The organism is Paraburkholderia sp. AV2, assembly GCF_054968425.1.
In genome coordinates, this window is record NZ_JBANLK010000003.1 from 220,538 (window position 1) to 238,855 (window position 18,318).

12 protein-coding genes are annotated in these 18,318 nt (G+C 66.5%); 9 read left to right on the forward strand and 3 right to left on the reverse strand.

The features are described 5' to 3' along the window. The first annotated feature begins 30 nt into the window (after nucleotides 1-30). From V8683_RS03950 to V8683_RS03975, 6 genes are read left to right on the forward strand one after another with little or no spacing between them, the layout of a single operon-like run. Nucleotides 31-2,259 carry a polysaccharide biosynthesis tyrosine autokinase gene (locus tag V8683_RS03950; RefSeq protein ID WP_411190680.1) on the forward strand — a complete coding sequence of 743 codons (2,229 nt, stop codon included), beginning with the start codon at nucleotides 31-33 and terminating at the stop codon, nucleotides 2,257-2,259. Between the two features lie 47 nt (nucleotides 2,260-2,306). Then, nucleotides 2,307-3,233 (forward strand): glycosyltransferase family 2 protein, encoded by a 927-nt coding sequence (locus V8683_RS03955; protein ID WP_411190681.1) that lies wholly within the window; start codon nucleotides 2,307-2,309, stop codon nucleotides 3,231-3,233. Between the two features lie 49 nt (nucleotides 3,234-3,282). Further along, entirely contained in the window at nucleotides 3,283-4,431 is a 1,149-nt protein-coding gene (locus V8683_RS03960; protein ID WP_411190682.1) for a glycosyltransferase, read from the forward strand. A 2-nt stretch (nucleotides 4,432-4,433) separates the two neighbouring features. Continuing rightward, nucleotides 4,434-5,948 carry a glucose-6-phosphate isomerase gene (locus tag V8683_RS03965; protein ID WP_411190683.1) on the forward strand — a complete coding sequence of 505 codons (1,515 nt, stop codon included), beginning with the start codon at nucleotides 4,434-4,436 and terminating at the stop codon, nucleotides 5,946-5,948. Continuing rightward, nucleotides 5,945-7,168, forward strand: a complete 1,224-nt coding sequence (locus tag V8683_RS03970) for a glycosyltransferase family 4 protein (protein WP_411190684.1) — start codon at nucleotides 5,945-5,947, stop codon at nucleotides 7,166-7,168. Before V8683_RS03965 ends, V8683_RS03970 begins: the two co-directional genes overlap by 4 nt. A 27-nt stretch (nucleotides 7,169-7,195) precedes the next feature. Next, on the forward strand, nucleotides 7,196-8,374 hold the full coding sequence (locus V8683_RS03975; protein ID WP_411190685.1) for a glycosyltransferase family 4 protein: 1,179 nt from the start codon (nucleotides 7,196-7,198) through the stop codon (nucleotides 8,372-8,374). A 33-nt stretch (nucleotides 8,375-8,407) separates the two neighbouring features. Here V8683_RS03975 and V8683_RS03980 read toward each other — a convergent pair whose 3' ends face one another. The 3 genes from V8683_RS03980 to V8683_RS03990 all read right to left on the reverse strand — a co-directional run bounded on the left by V8683_RS03980 (nucleotide 8,408) and on the right by V8683_RS03990 (nucleotide 11,544). Next, nucleotides 8,408-9,340, reverse strand: coding sequence for an NAD-dependent epimerase/dehydratase family protein (locus V8683_RS03980; protein ID WP_411190686.1), 933 nt, complete (start codon nucleotides 9,338-9,340; stop codon nucleotides 8,408-8,410). Further along, on the reverse strand, nucleotides 9,327-10,370 hold the full coding sequence (gene gmd / locus V8683_RS03985) for a GDP-mannose 4,6-dehydratase (protein WP_411190687.1): 1,044 nt from the start codon (nucleotides 10,368-10,370) through the stop codon (nucleotides 9,327-9,329). Before gmd ends, V8683_RS03980 begins: the two co-directional genes overlap by 14 nt. Nucleotides 10,371-10,452: 82 nt before the next feature. Further along, nucleotides 10,453-11,544, reverse strand: coding sequence for an acyltransferase family protein (locus tag V8683_RS03990; protein ID WP_411190688.1), 1,092 nt, complete (start codon nucleotides 11,542-11,544; stop codon nucleotides 10,453-10,455). Nucleotides 11,545-11,949: 405 nt separating this feature from the next. On the opposite strand from V8683_RS03990, the gene V8683_RS03995 reads away from it, so the two are divergent. The 3 genes from V8683_RS03995 to V8683_RS04005 all read left to right on the forward strand — a co-directional run bounded on the left by V8683_RS03995 (nucleotide 11,950) and on the right by V8683_RS04005 (nucleotide 18,172). After that, nucleotides 11,950-14,136: an NHL repeat-containing protein gene (locus V8683_RS03995; RefSeq protein WP_411190689.1), complete on the forward strand. Its 2,187-nt coding sequence runs from the start codon at nucleotides 11,950-11,952 to the stop codon at nucleotides 14,134-14,136. Between the two features lie 74 nt (nucleotides 14,137-14,210). Continuing rightward, nucleotides 14,211-15,677 carry a flippase gene (locus V8683_RS04000; RefSeq protein ID WP_411190690.1) on the forward strand — a complete coding sequence of 489 codons (1,467 nt, stop codon included), beginning with the start codon at nucleotides 14,211-14,213 and terminating at the stop codon, nucleotides 15,675-15,677. Next, nucleotides 15,674-18,172, forward strand: coding sequence for a glycosyltransferase family 4 protein (locus tag V8683_RS04005; RefSeq protein ID WP_411190691.1), 2,499 nt, complete (start codon nucleotides 15,674-15,676; stop codon nucleotides 18,170-18,172). The genes V8683_RS04000 and V8683_RS04005 overlap by 4 nt, the downstream gene beginning before the upstream one ends. Nucleotides 18,173-18,318: the final 146 nt, after the last annotated feature.

The following is an 18,318-nucleotide window of genomic DNA, read 5'->3' on the forward strand; positions in this document are numbered from 1 at the left end:
TGGCGCAACACGAGACATGGGGATCGTAACGTGAGCACGCAATTCACCCATCAGGCGGCCCCAGCGGTCCGCACCGAAGAAGAGGACGTGGTCCTCGGCCAGTTGCTGCGCGTCATTCTCGACGACATCGGCTGGCTCATCGCCATCGCGGCGGCCGTGATCGCCATCGCGGTGTTCTACTGCTATGTGGCAAAGCCCGTTTACTCGGCCGATACCCAGGTTCGCGTCGAGACCTCCGACTACACGTCGCAGGCGCTCACGCAGACGCAAACGGGCGCCGACATCAAGAGCGGCTCCTCGACCTCGCTGCCCACGGACGCCGAGATCGAGATGATCAAGAGTCGCAGTGTGATCGAGCCCGTGGTCCAGCAGTTCAAGCTGAACTTCTCGGTCTCGCCCGACACGATTCCGGTGCTGGGCAGTCTCGCGAGCCGGCTCGCCACGCCGGGCGTTCCTGCGAAGCCATGGCTCGGCATGAACTCGTACGCATGGGGCGGCGAGGTGGCCGACGTGGATTCGGTGGAAGTGCCGCCCTCGCTCGAAGGCCAGAAGCTCACGATGACCGCGCTCGGAGACGGCCGCTACGCGCTGAGCGGCCCCGAAGGCGGGCGGCTGCTGGAAGGCGTTGCGGGGCAGGTCGCGCAGGGCAGCGGCATCACGCTCCTCGTGAACAAGCTCGTGGCGCGTCCCGGCACGCGCTTTACCGTCGTGCGCATGAACGATCTCGACGCCGTGACGGCGTTCCAGAATGCCATCACGGTGCAGGAGCAGGGCAAGCAGACGGGCGTGATCGACATCTCGCTCGAAGACACCGACGCGCAGCGCGCCGCCGACATTGCCAACGCGGTGGGGCAGTCGTACGTGCACCAGCACATCGAGACCAAGCAGGCCGACGCGGGCAAGATGCTCGACTTCCTGCGCGGCGAAGAACCGCGCCTGAAGTCGGACCTGGAGCGCTCGGAAGCCGCGCTGACCGCGTATCAAAAGCAGTCCGGCTCGATCGACGCGAGCGACGAGGCGAAGATCTATCTGGAAGGCAGCGTGCAGTACGAGCAGCAGGTTTCGGCGCTCAAGCTGCAGATCGCTTCGCTCGACCAGCGCTTCGGCGACCAGCATCCGGTGCTCATCGCGGCGCGCCAGCAACTCGCGCAGCTCGAGGGCGAACAGCAGAAGTACGACACGCGTTTCCGCGATCTGCCGGCAACCGAGGTGAAGGCGGTGCAACTGCAGCGCGACGCCAAGGTGGCGGAAGACATCTACGTCCTGCTGCTCAACCGTATCCAGGAGCTTTCGGTGCAGCGCGTGGGCACGGGCGGCAACGTGCATATCGTCGACACGGCGATGCGCCCGGGCAAGCCCTCGAAGCCGAAGAAGCTGCTGATCATTTCCGCGGCGACGCTGCTTGGCCTGATTCTCGGCACCGGCTTCGTGCTGATGCGCCGCAACCTCTTCAAGGGCATCGTCGACGCCGACGAGATCGAACGCACGTTCCATCTGCCCGTGTATGGTCTCGTGCCGCTTTCGGCGGAGCAGGTGGCGCTCGAGAAGCGCGCTCCCGCGCGCGGCGGCACGCGCCTGCGCGAAGTGCTGGCCAACGCCTGCCCGAAGGACCTCACGGTGGAGAGCCTGCGCAGTCTGCGCACCTCGCTGCAGTTCAGCGTGATGGATGCGCGCAACCACGTCGTGATGTTCACGGGTTCGGTGCCCGGCGTGGGCAAGAGCTTCATGACCGCGAATCTCGCGGTGCTGCTCGCGCACTCGGGCAAGCGCGTGCTGATGATCGACGGCGACATGCGCCGCGGCGCGCTCGAACGCCATCTGGGCGTGCCCCAGGAAAACGGCTTTTCCGAGCTGCTGTCGGGCCAGATCTCGCTCGACGAGGCCATCCGTGCGACCGAAGTGGACAACCTGCACTTCATCTCGTGCGGCCGCCGCCCGCCTAATCCGTCCGAGCTGCTGATGTCGCCGCGTCTCGGTCAGTACCTCGAAGGACTTTCGAAGCGCTACGACATTCTGCTCGTCGACACGCCGCCCGTGCTGGCCGTGACGGACGCCGCAATCATCGGCGGTCACGCGGGGTCGACGTTCCTCGTGCTGCGCTCGGGCATGCATTCGGAAGGCGAGATCGCCGATACGCTCAAGCGTCTGCGCACCGCCGGCGTGCGGGTGCAGGGCGGCATCTTCAACGCGGTGCCGCAGCGCGCGCGCGGCAACTATGGCTACGGCTATGCCGGCGTGCAGGAATACCTGAGCGCCTGAGACATGGGACGCAGTCCGGACCGAACCCAACACGGAGAAATCGTGCGATGAAAGTGACCGTGCTCGTGCCCACCTACCGGCGCCCCGACGACCTCGCGCGCTGCCTCTCGGCGCTGTTGCGCCAGGCGCGCGCGCCCGAACAGATCGTCGTGGTCGCGCGCGCCGACGACGAAGCGACGCATGCGTGCCTTGCGGAACACGTGACGCCGCGCGTGCTGAACGTGGATATAGCGATCGTCGACGAGCCGGGCCAGGTGGCGGCGCTCAACCGCGGCCTGGAAGCTGCGACGGGCGACGTGATCGCCATCACCGACGACGACGCTGCGCCGCGCGCGGACTGGGTCGAACGCATCGCCGCGTGGTTCGAGGCCGATGCGCAACTGGGCGCGCTGGGCGGACGCGACTGGGTTCACGAAAACGGCCGCATGCTCGACGGCGAGCGTGAACTCGTGGGCAAGCTGCAGCGCACGGGCCGCATCGTCGGCAATCATCACCTGGGTGTGGGCGCCGCGCGCGAAGTCGATCTGCTCAAGGGCGCCAACATGAGCTACCGGCGCGCCGCCATCGCGGGCCTGCGCTTCGATCGCCGCCTGCGCGGCACGGGTGCGCAGACCCACAACGACATGGCGTTCAGCATGGGCGTGAAGCACGCCGGCTGGAAGCTCGTCTACGACCCGCGCGTGGCCGTGGACCACTATCCGGCGCCGCGTCCCGGCGACGATCCGCGCAATGCGCAGACGCTTGCTTCCCTGCGCAACGCGGCATTCAACCTGCACCTCATCCTGCGCGCCCATCTTTCGCCGCTGCGGCGCGAGATGGCGTGGTGGTGGTACGCGCTGGTCGGCACGCGCGTCTACCCCGGCATGCTGCACGTGGCCATGGGCGCGCTGCGCGGGCAGCAGCCGGGCGCGGCGTTCGCGCGCTGGCGCGCCGTGCGCGGCGGCGCACGCGAGGCACGCCGAGCACTCGCCTGAACGGCGAGACGAAGAAAGCAGGCCGAAGCAATACTACGGAGGACCCCGAATGAGCCGTACGCAAGTCCACGTCCATCTTTTCTACGGAGCGGATCCGCGCCGCTATCGCCAGGGCGAGAACATCGGCTGCCTGTATGGCTACCATTTCGCCGAATCGCCGGAATTCGCGCTCGACTATTCGCGGGACGCGAACGAGCGCGCGCCCATGCGTTTTCTGCGCCGCGCGCTGAAGGCGGCGCTCGGCTTCGATTTCATTCATACGTGGCGCAATCGCCGCGCGATCCTGCAGTCTGACGTGATCTGGACGCATACGGAGCAGGAGCATCTGGCCGTGGCGCTGCTGCTGTTGATGCGGGCGCGCAAGGGCGGCGACCGGCCGCTCCTGCTCGCGCAAAGCGTCTGGCTGCTCGACCGCTGGGCCGGCTACGGCGCGCTGCGCCGCGCGCTCTATCGCCGGCTGCTCGGGCGTGCCGACATGCTCACCACGCTGGCGAGCGAGAATGCCGCCCTGTGCGGCCGTTATTTCGGGCGCAACGCGCGTCGCGTGCTCTACGGTCTGAACACCAGCGATTTTCCGCTGAGCCCGCCCGCGCCATGGCAGCCGCACGCGCCGTTGCGCGTGGCCGCCATCGGCAACGACCGCGACCGCGACTGGACCACGCTCGTCGAGGCGCTCGGCAACGACCCGCGCTTCGAGGTGCGTATCGCCACGCGGCGGCGCATGCCGTCTTCGGCGCGCGCGCCGAACGTCGAGATCGCGCGCGTTTCCGGCATCCAGCAGCAGCGCGCGCTCTACGACTGGGCCGACCTGATCGTCGTGCCGCTGCGGCCCAATACGCACGCGTCCGGCATCACAGTGATGCTCGAGGCCGCCGCGCTCGGCAAGCCGATGGTCGCGACGAAGGTCGGCGCGCTCGACGATTACTTCGATGAGCAGGCCGTTTCGTGGGTCGCGCCGTTCGATGCACAGCAGTTGCGCGAGGCCGTGAGCGCGCTCGCCGCGAATCCGAAGCGCGCCGGGGCCCTCGCGCGCGAGGCCGGCGAGCAGTTGCGCGAGCGCGATCTGACCACGCAACACTACGCATTTCAGCATGTGCAGCTTACGCGCGAGATGTTGCTGGAGCGCGAGGCGCAACAGGCGCGCAGCGCGGCGGCAGACGCGGCGCCTGCGGTGCGCGGGCTGACGCGGGGCCTTTGACGATGCGCACGCCTTACGCCGCATCCGGGCCGCTGCTGCCAGGCCAGCCGTCCTCCCCCGCATCCGCCTCGCCCGCGCAGAGCCGGCAGCCGTCGGGCCTGCGCCGCGCGCTGGGCCGCGATACGCTGCCGCCGGCGGCGCTGTGGGTCTTCACGGCATTGCTGGTGGCGGCACACCAGGGCACGGTGCTCACGCTCGCGTTTCCGGTGCTGGCCATCATGGTCGGCTTTTCGCTCTATTTCGTGAATCCGGTGCGCTACATCGGCTTCATGTGGTGGCTGTGGTTCCTGAGTCCCGAGGTGCGGCGCCTCGCCGACTTCGGCAAGGGCGCCTTCACGCCCACGAGCCTGATCCAGATCGCGCCGCTCGCGGTCACGATGATCAGCGGCATCTCGCTCGTGCGCTACTACCCGCTGCTCGCGCAGCGCCGCGGCTTGCCGCTCCTGCTCGCGCTCGCCGGCATCGGCTATGCGTTCGTGATCGGCCTCGCCGCGAACGGTCCGGCCGCCGCCGCGTACGACCTCGCGAACTGGATCTATCCGCTCCTGATCGGCTTTCACATCATGGTGCTCACGCGCCGCTATCCCGAGTGCCGCGACACCATCGTCAACACCTTCATCTACGGCATGCTCGTGATGGGCGCCTACGGCCTCGTGCAGTTCTTCGTGATGCCGCCGTGGGACGCCATGTGGATGATGGGCTCGGACATGGACTCGCAGGGCGATCCCGTGCCGTTCGGCGTGCGCGTGTTCAGCACGATGAATTCGTCGGGACCGTTCGCGTTCGCGATGATGGGGGCGATGGTGTTCGTCATGGCGGCGAAGCACCGCGTGCGCTGGGTCGCGGCGGCCTTCGGCTTCTTCGCGTTCGCGCTCTCGCTCGTGCGTTCCACCTGGGGCGGCTGGGCGATCGCCATGCTGATTCAACTGATGAAGTCCAGCAATCGCGTGCGCATTCGCATCATCGTGAGCGCGCTCGTGCTCGCGGGCGCCTGCGTGCCGCTGCTCACCATCGGGCCGATTGCGGACCGCATGCAGCAGCGCCTGAACACGCTCGGCAACCTCAGCAACGACCAGAGCTACCAGGCGCGCAACCAGTTCTACGCGGACTTCGCGAAAACTGCCTTCACCGACGTCACGGGCGAAGGGCTGGGCGCCACGGGTGCCTCGACGAAGCTGTCGAGCAGCAACGGCCAGCTCAGCAAGTACGGCAGCTTCGACAGCGGCGTGATGAACGTTCCGTTCGTGCTCGGCTGGCCCGGCACGCTGCTGTACCTCTCCGGCGTGCTGTGGCTCATCGTGCGCGCCGTGCGCGAGGCGCTGCGCATGCCCGAGGACCGCTATGCCACGGCGTGCCTGAGCCTCGCGATCTCGATCTTCGCCATGCTCGTGTTCACGAACTCGCTGGTGGGCACCGGCGGTCTGCTGCTGTTTTCCAGTGTCTTTTCCCTGCTCGCCGCGGGCCACTGGCGCAAGCTTACGCGCCGTCAGGCCCGCATCAAGGAGATCACCGATTGAGAGTTGCAATCGTCACGCACGTCGTGCGCCATAACGACGGCCAGGGGCGCGTCAATCACGAGATCGCGCGCGCCGCGCTCGAAGAGGGCTTCGAGGTGACGCTCGTGGCCTCGCACGTCGCGCCGGAGCTGCTTGCGCATCCGCGCGTAAAGTGGGTACAGGTGCAGCCCTCGCGCGCGTGGCCCACCAATCTGCTGCGCCAGCAGGTGTTCGCGGCGAAGAGCGCGCTGTGGCTGCGCCGGCATCGCCGCGAGTACGACGTGCTGCATGTGAACGGCTTCATCACGTGGGCTCACGCGGACGTCAACACCGCTCACTTCGTGCACGGCGGCTGGGCGCGCAGCAAGTATTACCCGTTTGCGCTCACGGGCGGCGTCTGGTCGGCGTATCAGTTCGTCTATACGCGCGCAAACGCCATGCTCGAACGCTGGGCGTACCGGCGCTCGCGCGTGATCGCCGCCGTTTCGCGCAAAGTGGCCGACGAGATCGGCGCCTGCGGCGGCGAGCCCGTGGAGCGTCTCGACGTGATCTACAACGGCGTCGATACGCAGGCCTTTTCGACGGCGAGCGGCAACCGGGCGAAATTCGACTTGCCGGCCGACGCGTTTTTGCTGCTCTTCGTGGGTGACCTGCGTACGCCGCGCAAGAATCTGGGCACCGTGCTGCATGCGCTGAAAGCGCTGCCCGAGCGCGTGCATCTCGCCGTGGCGGGCTATCTGCCCGGCAGTCCCTATCCGGCGCTTGCGCAGTCGCTGGGCATCGAATCGCGGGTGCATTTCCTCGGCCTCGTGCGCGAGATGCCGGTCCTGATGCGCTCCGTGGACGCCTATGTCTTTCCTTCGCGCTACGAAGCGATGAGTCTCTCGCTGCTGGAGGCCATGGCGGCCGGTTTGCCGGTCGTCACCGCGCGCACGGCGGGCGGCGCCGAAATCATCACGCCGGACTGCGGCATCGTGCTCGACGACCCCGACGACGCGGCGGCGCTGGCAGGCGCGGTCCAGCAGCTTGCCGACGACACGCGGCGGCGCCATGCGATGGGCGAAGCGGCGGCGCGGCTCGCGACGTCGTTCGGCTGGGCGCGCATGGCCGCGCAATACATTGCGCTGTACCGGCAACTGGCCGGCGACGTGAACGAAGCGGCGGACGTGGCAGAAGCGGCAGGCGCGGGCGAGGGCCGCGTGCTGACGTCCGCCGCGCTGCCGCGCGCCGAAACCCTTTGAAATACGAATAGAACGAGGACACACGCGATGACGACTCACTCCATCCATTCGCTGCAGATCGGCATGCACTGGTTTCCCGAACGCGCGGGCGGACTCGACCGCATGTATTACTCGCTCGTGGGCGCGCTGCCGGGCGCGGGCGTTCACGTGCGCGGCGTGGTGGCCGGCTCGCCCAAGGTCGCGCAGGACAGCGGCGGGGCGATCAATGGTTTCGGTTCCGCCGCGCGCGCGTTGCCGCTGCGCCTCATGGCGGCGCGCCACGCGCTGCGGCGCGAAATCCGCCGGCATCGGCCCGACGTGATCTCTTCGCATTTCGCGCTCTATACGTTCCCCGGGCTCGACGTGACGCGCGGCATTCCGCAGGTCTCGCATTTCCAGGGACCGTGGGCCGACGAAAGCTTCGTGGAAGGCGCGGCTTCGCTGAGCCAGCGCATCAAGCATTATCTGGAGCAGTCGGTGTACGAGCGCTCCTCGCGCCTCATTGTGCTGTCGCGCGCGTTCGGCGACATCCTCACGAAACGCTATGCGATTTCCCCGGAGCGGGTGCGCGTGGTGCCGGGCTGCGTGGACACGGCGCAGTTCGATCCGCCCTGCACGCAGGCGGAGGCGCGCCTGAAGCTGCAACTGCCGCAGGGACGGCCGATCGTGCTGGCCGTGCGGCGGCTCGTGCGCCGCATGGGTCTCGAAGATCTGATTGACGCGATCGCGCAGATCCGCTCGCGCCATCCGGACGTGCTGCTGCTGATCGCCGGGCGGGGTCGCCTCGAAGCCGAACTGCAGCAGCGCATCGACGATGCGGGGCTGGCCGACAACGTGAAGCTGCTCGGCTTCGTGCCCGATGCGCATCTGCCGTCGCTGTATCGCGCCGCGACGCTTTCGGTCGTGCCCACGGTCGCGCTGGAGGGCTTCGGGCTCATCACGGTGGAGTCGCTGGCGGCCGGCACGCCGGTGCTCGTGACGCCCGTGGGCGGGCTGCCGGAAGCCGTGGCGGGGCTCTCGCAGAATCTCGTGCTGCCCGCCACGGGCGTGGGCGCGATTGCCGATGGCATCGACGCGGCGCTGTCGGGGCGCATCAAGCTGCCCGACGCGCAAACGTGCCGCGACTACGCGCGCAATCACTTCGATAACGCGGTGATCGCGAAACGCGTAGCCGCGGTCTATGCGGAGGCGATTGGTTTGACCGGCGCCGCGAACGGCGCGCATTGAGATCGAGAAGCCAGACCGTCCGCCGCGCCGGCGTCAGGCGACGCGGCGGCGGGCGTCCTCGTACATCCAGCGCAGTGTGTCTTCCAGCTTCACGCGCGTCATCGGGCCGATCGCCGCGTCGAGCTTCGCGTGCGAGCCGACGAGCTGGCGCACTTCGTTGGCGCGAACGAAGCGCGGATCGACCGTAACCTCGATTGCATAGCCGGCGATCCTGGCGAGCGCGTCGAGCACGGCTTGCAGCGTCCAGCCCGCGCCCGAACAGACGTTGAAGGTTTCGCCGCGGGGGACGGCTTCGATGAGCTGCGCGTAGGCGTCGACCACGTCGCGCACGTCGGAAAAGTCGCGGCTCACGTCGAGGTTGCCGAGCGAGATCGCGCGTTCGCCGCGCGCATAGTGCGAGACGATCTTCGGCAGCAGGAAGTCGGGGCTCTGGCCCACGCCCGTGTAGTTGAAGGGGCGTGCGATCACGAGCGGTAACTGTGCGTTCCAGCGCTTCGCTACATACTCCATCGCGAGCTTGCTCACGGCGTAGTCGTTGGCAGGTTGCGGGGTTACGCCTTCGTCGATGACGCCTTGCGTCGTGTTGCCATAAACGTTCGCACTGCTGGCGATGAGGACGGCGCGTGGCACGTGGGACTGTCGTGTCAGCACATCGAGCAGATTGCGCGTGCCTACCACGTTCACGGCATAGGTGCGGGCGATATCTCCATTGGCCACGTGGGCCACGGCGGCGAGGTGCAGCACGACATCGGGCTGCACGGTTTCCACGGCGTCGGCAAGCGCTTGCTCGTCGAGCAGGTCTGCGGCTATGGGGGTGGTTTCGCGCGGCACGCGCTCCTGGCTGCGCACCGTGCCCCATACGCGATAGCCGCCGGCAACGAGCCGCGCGGCCATGTAGCGGCCGGTGAAACCACCCATGCCGGTGATCAGCGCGCGTGGAGCGCGCTGCGTATCAGAAGGTGTCATGGTGCTCGTTGCGCGCAAGGTCGGCGGCCACCATCATCTGGCAGAGCTGTTCCAGGGTGGTCTGGGCTTGCCAGCCCAGTTCGTTGCGCGCCTTGCTCGCGTCGCCGATCAGCAGGTCCACTTCGGCGGGGCGGTAGAAGCGCGGGTTCACGCGCACGAGCGTCCGCCCGTTCGAGATGTCGACGCCGGTTTCGCGTTCGTCGCGGCCCGACCATTCGAGCTGGATGCCCGCCGCGGCGAAGGCCATCGTGACGAAGTCGCGCACGGTTTCGGTGCGGCCCGTGGCGAGCACGTAGGTGTCGGGACGGTCGGCCTGCAGCATGCGCCACATGCCTTCCACGTATTCGGAGGCATAACCCCAGTCGCGCTTCGCGTCGAGATTGCCGAGTTCGAGCACGGGTTGCTTGTCGAGCTTGATCTTCGCGACGGAGTCGGTGATCTTGCGCGTCACGAACTCGCGGCCGCGCAGCGGCGACTCGTGATTGAAGAGAATGCCGCTCGTGGCGAAGATGTCGTACGACTCGCGGTAGTTGATGGTGGACCAGTGCGCGAACAGCTTCGCGATACCGTAGGGGCTGCGCGGATAGAACGGCGTATCCTCGCACTGGGGCACGGCGCGGACCTTGCCGAACATTTCGGAGGTCGAAGCTTGATAGTAGCGGATGCGTGGATTTACGACGCGAATCGCTTCGAGCAGATTCAGCGCGCCGATGCCGGTGACTTCGGCCGTCGTGACGGGTTGGTCGAACGAGACACCAACGAAGCTCTGCGCCGCGAGGTTATAGACCTCCAGGGCATGGGCGCGCTCGACGAGGCGCAGGGTGGAGCCCGCATCGGTCAGATCGTGTTCGACGAGTTCGAGCGCCGGGTGGTCGAGAACGCCAAGCTCGTTCATGCGCCAGAAGTTCACGGAGCTCGTGCGCCGGTAAGTGCCGGTGACGTGATAGCCCTTGTCGAGCAGGAGCCGGGTGAGATAGGCCCCGTCCTGGCCGGAGACGCCGGTGATGATGGCTTTGCGTTGTTCGTTCATGGAATCTGCCTTGTAGTCAATGACGAGAAGTCGAAAGGGTTCGGATTCGGGGCTGCGCTCAGGGCTGTGTTCAGGGCCGCATTCATACCTGCGTGCGGGGAGCGGAAGCCGTGCGCGCCGTGGACACGGCGTTCGGCGCCGTGCCGTGCCGCGCACGCGGGCCGCGCGTGAGGCGCCGTTCGAAGAGGAACCAGCTTGCGCTCGCGTAGGCGAGCGTCAAGGCGAGCGCCAGCGCGGCGCTCGCATAGCGCCCATGGCCGAGCGGCCACACTGCGTAGAGGAACGTGAGGTGGATGAGGTAGATCGTGTAGCTGATGGTGCCGATATACACGAGTACGGGATGGCTCAGCAGGCGCCGCACGAGGCCTTTCGCCTGCAGGGCGACGATGACGAGCGAGGTGCAGAGCACGAGCGAAATGCTGTAGAGCAGCGCATTCGAAAGCGGCGTGTTGGTGGCGCGAAAGCGCGGGTAGTGCAGATGCAGCCACGCCAGCGTGGCGAGCGCCGCGCAGAAGAACACCACCGCGGGCACCTTGAACGGTTCGAGTGCGTTGCGGTCGCGCCGCACGAGCACGGCGAGGAGCGCGCCTGCGGCGAGCAGGTCCATGCGGAACGGCGTGAGGTAATAGATCGGCCAGTAGGTGGCGAACCACGGTGTGGCGACGGCGCGCAGCACCGGCACGAGCACGATCAGCGCGGCAGCCACGAAGGCCAGCATGCGCTCGGGCAACAGCAGCACGACGAAGGGCCAGAAGATATAGAACTGTTCCTCGACGGCGAGCGACCAGAGGATGTTGAGGCTGTCGTGCCCGCTCTGGCCCAGTGCGTCGCCGATATTGGTGGCGAAGAAGGCGTACCACGGCCAGTAGTGCGCCCAGCCGAAGCCGAACAGCAGCGAGGACACGACCAGCAGCAGGATGTACGGCGGCAGGATGCGCCGTGCGCGGCGTGCGTAGAAATAACTGAAGTACGACTGCCCACGCGCCTTGCGTTCGAGCAGGATGCCGGTAATGAGGAAGCCGCTCAGCACGAAGAACAGGTCGACCCCCATCCACAGCGGCGCGTGCAGCGCGTGCTGCGCGAACACGGCCATCACGGCGATCGCGCGCAGTCCGTCCAGTTGGGCGATGCGATGGGATGAGGTAGCGGGACTTGCCGGGTTCGTTACGGTCATCGGGTATCCGGTCAATTGAGGCGCAGAATGTCCGGGTCATTCTAGAAAGAATTAAATGCGTAAAAACGGCGAAATATATGGACGCGTGAATGGAATATGAAAATGATCGATACGGGAATATGCGTCGCGATATCGAATTGGAAATGCGGTATGGGTGGAATTGCACCGGAAGAAAACGGAAAAAACGACGTGAACCGCAGCGAGACGAGCATTTCTGACCGGAATGGATCTATCAGGAACGATGCGGAAATATTGACGCGGCGTTCAAAAAGCATTGAATTTTTTTGAATTATTTTCGCTTTTTGCAGGGTGATTTTTCTCATGGGATGTACGGCATGATCCGGACAGATTGCCGTAAACCCCAACGGAGGATTGCCCTTGCCCTCAACGAGTTCCGGTCGCCGCATGCGCAGGCCGCTGGCGCTAGCCGCCCTGTGCGCGTTCGTCTGTACGTCGTCGGTTCAGACGGTGGCTGCGCCGCAACTGAATGTGACTACGTCGTGGATCGGCAATACGTATGGCGATGGTCAGGGCACGTGGGTGCAAATCAATATCACGGCAATTGCGGTCACGCCCGACGGCAAGGTCTATACGAACGCGCCGTGGGACGAGAGCGGCGCCGAAATCAGCGAGTATCAGGACGGCAAGGCGCTCGGCTTCGCGGGCGGCACGCACGGCTGGGGCGGCAGTGGCGGTAACGCCGTGGCCGTCAACCCTCGCTATCTGTATGCCGCCGTGGGCGTCGGCAACGAGAAGGGGCACCTGGTCGGCAACGGCATCTGGCCGCCGAAGGGGCATCAGTGGATCGGCATTACGCGGCGGCCGCTCGGCGAGCCTAAGCGCGCTGCCGCGTTCCAGGCCTCGCCGGATCCGCTCAATCCTCACGCGCAGCTTGCCGGCGCATTCCTGCGCATCAATGACGTCGCGAGCGGCACGCGTGCCGACATCGGCGGTCTTGCTGCCACCGACTCGACGCTCTATGTGAGCAACACGGCGATGGACCGCATCGAGGTGTACGACGCCAATACGATGCAGCGTCAGTCGCAATGGAGCGTGCACGAACCGGGTCGCATCGCGATCGCGGGCGACGGCTCGCTCTGGGTGCTCACCGGCACGCTGAGCGACCGCACGCCGCGCGTCGCGCACTACTCGGCGCAGGGCAAGCTGATTTCCGATGCAGCGCTCGCGCTTCCCGCCGACTCGGTTGCCGTCGATATCGCGGTCGATCCCGCGCAGCGCATCCTGATTGCCGATAACGGCCCGCGCCAGCAGATCCTGATCTACACACGCAACGGCGACACCTACGCGCCGGGAGGCGCGCTTGGCGAGCGCGGCGGCATCTTCTCGGGCGTGCCGGGGTGGCCCGGTCCTGGCCGCTTCAACGGCTTGACCGGCGTGGCGGCGGATGCGCACGGCAACATCTACGTTTCGACGAACGGCATCGGGCCGCGCCACGACAGCATCGGCGCGGGCCTCGGCGCGACGCTCGAGAGCTATACCCCGGAAGGCAAACGCAACTGGAATATCGAGGGCCTGTTGTTCGTGGACGGCGCGTGGATGGACCCGTCGCGTCCCAATAGCGTCTATACGGGCAACAAGCGCTTCGAACTGGATCTCTCGAAGCCGCCGGGACAGGACTGGAAGTATATTGGATTCCTGAACAATCGCTTCCGCTATCCGGACGACCCGGTCTTTCACACGGACCAGTGGCCGGGTCTGCCCACCGCACGCGAGCTGGATGGTCACACGTTCCTCTATCTCACGGACATGTATGCGGACCATCTGAAGATCTATCGCTTCGATCCGCAACATGAAGGCGAAATCGCGATTCCCTCGGACTTTATCGCGGGCCGCGAGCGCCCGGTCCTGCACGTGCCCAACGCGCCGCCCGGCGGCGACTGGATCTGGCGCGACGCCAACGGCAACGGTGCGTTCGATCAGGACGAGTTCACGCTCAACACGGGCCGCGAGAAACTGGGCGGCGGCTGGGGCTGGTGGATCGATACGCGCGGCGACATCTGGCGCGCGCGCGACGACAAGGGCATCTGGCGCTTCCGCTTCGGCGGTCTGGACGCGAAGGGCAACCCGATCTACAGCTACGACAAGCTCGACAAGTACGACATACCCGCGCCGTTCACGGAAGTGCACCGCGCGATCTACGAACCGGAAACGGATTCGCTCTATGTGACCGGCTATACGGCCGATTCGCCGCACGATCCGGGCTTCTGGAAAGAAGCGGGCCGGGTGCTCGTGCGCTACGACCATTGGTCGGGCGGGCATCCCGATCAACGCTATCTGCTGCGCCTGCCGTGGGATCCGAAGGCGAAGCCGCCCGTCACGCCCGCGGGCCTCACGGTCGAAGGGCGCTACGTCTTCGTAGTGGAGCCCGCTGGCAACGTGCACGTGTACGACAAGGACAGCGCGAAGGAGGTCGGCACCTTCGGCCCGGGACCCGAGGTGGGCAACGCTTCGGGCTGGGTGGATGTGCCGTTCGGCATCAGCGCGCATCGGCAGTCCGACGGCGAGTACCTGATCTTCGTGGAGGAGGACGCGCGCGGCAAGGTGCTCATGTACCGCTGGAAGCCTGTTTAAAGGCTGCATGAGGGCTGCATGAAGCCCGCCTGAAGGCCGCCCCCGGCCGGTTGCAACCCCGCTACTGGAACGTTATGGACAAACGAATCCTGCGCAACATCGCCATCAATCTGTTCGGCCTCGTGCTGCCCACCTTCGTGTCGCTCGTCACGGTGCCCTCGTACATCCGCCTGCTCGGCGTCGAGCGCTATGGCGTGATCGCACTCGTCTGGACGCTGATCGGCTATTTCAGCGTGCTCGACCTCGGCATGAGCATGGCCGCACAGAACCATATTTCGAAGGCGCACGCCTCCGGCGATGCCGACGCCTGCGAGCGTGTCTTCTGGAGCGCCTTCTGGCTCAACTTCACGACGGGCGTGATCGGCGGCCTGCTGATCTATTCGGGCGGCGCGCTCTATACGGCGTACTTCACGCACGTCACACCGGCTCTGCGCCACGAGGTCTATCTCGCGCTGCCGTGGCTCGCCGTAGCGATCCCGCTTGCCAACGTCTCGTGGGTGTTCGCGGGCGCGATCAACGGCGCCGAACGTTTCGGCATCTACAACACGAACCAGACCATCGGCACATTTCTGTTCCAACTGCTGCCGCTCGGCGCGGCCTGGGCCATCGCGCCGAACCTGCAGACCGTGCTGGCCGCGGCCGTGCTCGCGCGCCTGATCGCCGCGGTGCTGCTCGGACATTCGGCGCTGCGCGTGTTGTCCATCCGCACGCTGCGCGGCCCGCGTCTCGACACCTCGAAGGCGCTCTTCAATTTCGGCGGCTGGATGCTGATTGCGAGCATCACGACGATGGTGGCCGATTCGCTCGACCGCATGACGCTGGGCGCGGGTCTCGGCGCTCGCTTCGTGACCTACTACACGGTGCCCCAAAACCTCGTCACGCGCTTGAACCTCGTACCCAACGCGCTCGTACGTACGCTTTTTCCGCGCCTTTCGGCGCTGCATCGCGAGCATGCCGACGAGATCGCCTCGCAGTCGCTGCAGTTTCTCAATGCCGTGTTCACGCCTGTAGCCATTGGCGCCATCGTTGTGCTCGCGCCGTTCATGGGCGCCTGGGTAGGCCCCGATCTGGCCGCTCACGGCGCACCTGTGGGCCGCGTCCTGATTGTCGCCGTGTGGTTGGTCGGCCAGGCGAGCGTTACGCGCGTGCTGATCCAGGCGCAGAACAATCCGGCCGCAACCGCTCGCGTGGGCCTCATTGAACTGCCGCTCTTCGCCGGGTTGCTGTGGTACGCCATCGCGCACTTCGGGCTGCCTGGCGCGGCCGCCGCCGTGCTCGCACGCGCGCTGTTCGACTACCTGGTTTTGCTGTATCTCTCGCGCATCCACGCCCGCCTGATTCTCGTCGACATGTTCGCACACCTGAGCTTCCTTGCCGCCGCGCTGGCGTGCGCATGGTGGCTGCCGGGCGCGGCGTTCGCGGTGGGGGCGGGTGTCGTGCTGGCAGTGGCGAACGTCGTCTGGTCGGTGGCGACCACGCCGATGTTGCGCAGCTATGCCCGTTCCCTTTTCTTTCGCCTGAATTCACGGAAAAGCGCATGAGTCACGAATTGATCGACGAAGCGGTGCCGTCCGAAAGCGCCGCCGTGCCCGCCCTGCGGCGCGAACGCGTGGTGGCGCCTGGCGCCGCGAAGCGCGCCGCGTCTGCCATGGCTCCCGCCGCGCGCGCGCCGCGCGTGGCGATCGTGCATGACTGGCTCGTCACCTACGCGGGCGCCGAACGCGTGCTCGAACAGATCATTGCCTGCTTTCCCGAAGCGGATCTGTTCGCCGTCGTCGATTTCGTCGACGAGAAAGAGCGTGCGTTCCTGCACGGCAAGCCGGTGACGACCTCGTTCATCCAGCGGCTGCCCCTCGCACGCAAGAAGTACCGCGCGTGGTTGCCGCTCATGCCGCTCGCCATCGAGCAGCTCGACGTTTCGGCCTACGACGTGGTGATTTCGAGCAGCCATGCGGTGGCCAAGGGCGTGCTGACCGGGCCGGACCAGTTCCACCTGAGCTACGTGCATTCGCCGATCCGCTATGCGTGGGATCTGCAGCACCAGTATCTGCAGGAATCGCATCTCACGCGCGGTCCGAAGTCGATACTCGCGCGTCTCATCCTGCACTACATCCGCAACTGGGACGTGCGCACGGCAAACTCGGTGGACCAGTTCGTCGCGAACTCGCAGTTCATCGCGCGGCGCATCCGCAAGGTGTATCAGCGCGAAGCGGCCGTGGTGTATCCGCCTGTCGATATCGAAGGTTTCGCACTGCAGACCGGGAAGGACGACTTCTATCTGACCGCGTCGCGACTCGTGCCGTACAAGAAGATCGACCTGATCGTCGAGGCATTCGCACGTACGCCGGAGCGCAAGCTTGTCGTGATCGGCGACGGTCCCGACATGCACAAGGTGCGCGCCAAGGCCACGCCGAACGTCGAGGTCATGGGCTATCAGCCGTTCGCCGTGCTGCACGATCGCATGCGGCGTGCGAAGGCCTTCGTATTCGCCGCGGAAGAGGACTTCGGCATATCCGTGGTCGAGGCGCAGGCGTGCGGCACGCCCGTGATCGCTTATGGCAAGGGCGGAGCGCTCGAGACCGTGCGCGACGGCGTGCGGCCTACGGGCCTGTTCTTCGGCGAGCAAAGCGCGGAGGCGATCGTCGCCGCGGTGGATGCCTTCGAGCGCGAGCCGGGCCGCATACGCCCCGAGGATTGCCGTGCGAACGCCGAGCGCTTTTCGGCGGCGCGGTTTCGCGAGGAACTGTTCGCGCGCGTGGCGCAGAGCGTGCCCGGGATCGCGCGCCGCGGCGTCGCGCGTGCCCCGGCCGCATCGGCTGCGGCGCCCGCGCAGCGTGCCGGCGATGGGGAAGGGCAGGGCGACGTGCCTGGAGCGCCCCGTGTGCTCGCCCTCGACCAGAGCGGCGTGCTGGGCGGCGCGGAACTTTCGCTGCTCGAAGTCGTGAAGGGTCTGCGCTCGCGCATCGAGGTGCTGCTCTTCAACGACGGGCCGTTTCGCGAGGCGCTGGCCGCTGCGGGCGCGCGCGTGGACGTGCTCGATTCGGGCGCGCTGCGCCACGTGCGCCGCGATGGCGGCACGGCGCCGCGCCTGGGCGTGCTCGCGGGCATCGCCGGGCTGGTGGGCGCGACGCGCCGCCGCGCGCGCGATGTCGACGTGCTCTATGCCAACACGCAGCGCGCCATGGTGATCGGCGTACTGGCGGGCCGGCTGGCGCGCAAGCCCGTGGTCTGGCATTTGCGCGACATCGTCAGCGACGAACACTTCGGCCGCGTGCAGCGTCTCGTCATCAAGGGCTGTGCGAAGCTGGGCCTCGCGCACGTGATTGCGAATTCGCATGCGTCGGCGCGCGAATTCGAGCGGCTTACGCATTTCGACTCGGGCCGTATCGATATCGTGCACAACGGCGTGGACGAAGCACCGTTCCGGGCGCTGAAAGGCGTGTCGCAGCAACAGTTGCGCGCGCAGATTGGCTTGCCGGCCGACGCGTTCCTCGTGGGTGCCTTTAGCCGCCTTGCGCGCTGGAAGGGGCAGCATGTGCTGCTTGAAGCGCTGTTGCGCGATACGCGCTTGCACGCGGTGCTGGTGGGTGCCCCGCTCTTCGGCGAAGACGCCTATGCCGCGGAGCTGCGTGCGTTTGTCGACGCGCATGGGCTTGCCGGGCGCGTCCACTTTCTGGGCTTTCGTCACGACATTGCCGCCTGCATGCGGGCGATGGACGTGATCGTTCATACCTCGATTACGCCTGAGCCGTTCGGCCGCGTGGTGGTGGAGGGCATGCTGGCCGAGCGTCCCGTTGTGGCTTCGCGCGATGGTGGCGTGACCGAGATTCTGGAACATGGGGTCAGCGGTTTGCTCTGTACGCCGGGCGATGCGGCGGAACTGGCTGCGACGCTGGTTTCGCTGCACGATGATAGGGCGCTGCGCGAGCTGTTGACGGGAAACGGTCTTGCCGTGGCGCGTGAACGTTTTGGTAAGACGCGCTATGTGGAGGCGGTGGAGCGTGTGCTGGATGAAGTTGTGATGCGGGCGCGCTAAGAGTTTTTATTTGCTCGGAGTGATGTTGTGGGTGCTGCTGAGTGATTGATTCGTGGTTCTTACTACTTTGGCGTTTCCTTGTGTTCGTGTCGGTATGCCAGGGTTGCCCCTGTGCGGGGCGGCACCTACTTTCTTTGCCGCGGCAA

What these genes read in the sequence shown, in the direction of transcription:
- V8683_RS03955 (WP_411190681.1), top strand. Translation starts at nt 2,307, where the DNA reads ATGAAAGTGACCGTGCTCGTGCCCACCTACCGGCGCCCCGACGACCTC.
- V8683_RS03960 (WP_411190682.1), top strand. Translation starts at nt 3,283, where the DNA reads ATGAGCCGTACGCAAGTCCACGTCCATCTTTTCTACGGAGCGGATCCG.
- V8683_RS03965 (WP_411190683.1), top strand. Translation starts at nt 4,434, where the DNA reads ATGCGCACGCCTTACGCCGCATCCGGGCCGCTGCTGCCAGGCCAGCCG.
- V8683_RS03975 (WP_411190685.1), top strand. Translation starts at nt 7,196, where the DNA reads ATGACGACTCACTCCATCCATTCGCTGCAGATCGGCATGCACTGGTTT.
- V8683_RS03980 (WP_411190686.1), bottom strand. Translation starts at nt 9,340, where the DNA reads ATGACACCTTCTGATACGCAGCGCGCTCCACGCGCGCTGATCACCGGC.
- gmd (WP_411190687.1), bottom strand. Translation starts at nt 10,370, where the DNA reads ATGAACGAACAACGCAAAGCCATCATCACCGGCGTCTCCGGCCAGGAC.
- V8683_RS03990 (WP_411190688.1), bottom strand. Translation starts at nt 11,544, where the DNA reads ATGACCGTAACGAACCCGGCAAGTCCCGCTACCTCATCCCATCGCATC.
- V8683_RS03995 (WP_411190689.1), top strand. Translation starts at nt 11,950, where the DNA reads ATGCGCAGGCCGCTGGCGCTAGCCGCCCTGTGCGCGTTCGTCTGTACG.
- V8683_RS04000 (WP_411190690.1), top strand. Translation starts at nt 14,211, where the DNA reads ATGGACAAACGAATCCTGCGCAACATCGCCATCAATCTGTTCGGCCTC.
- V8683_RS04005 (WP_411190691.1), top strand. Translation starts at nt 15,674, where the DNA reads ATGAGTCACGAATTGATCGACGAAGCGGTGCCGTCCGAAAGCGCCGCC.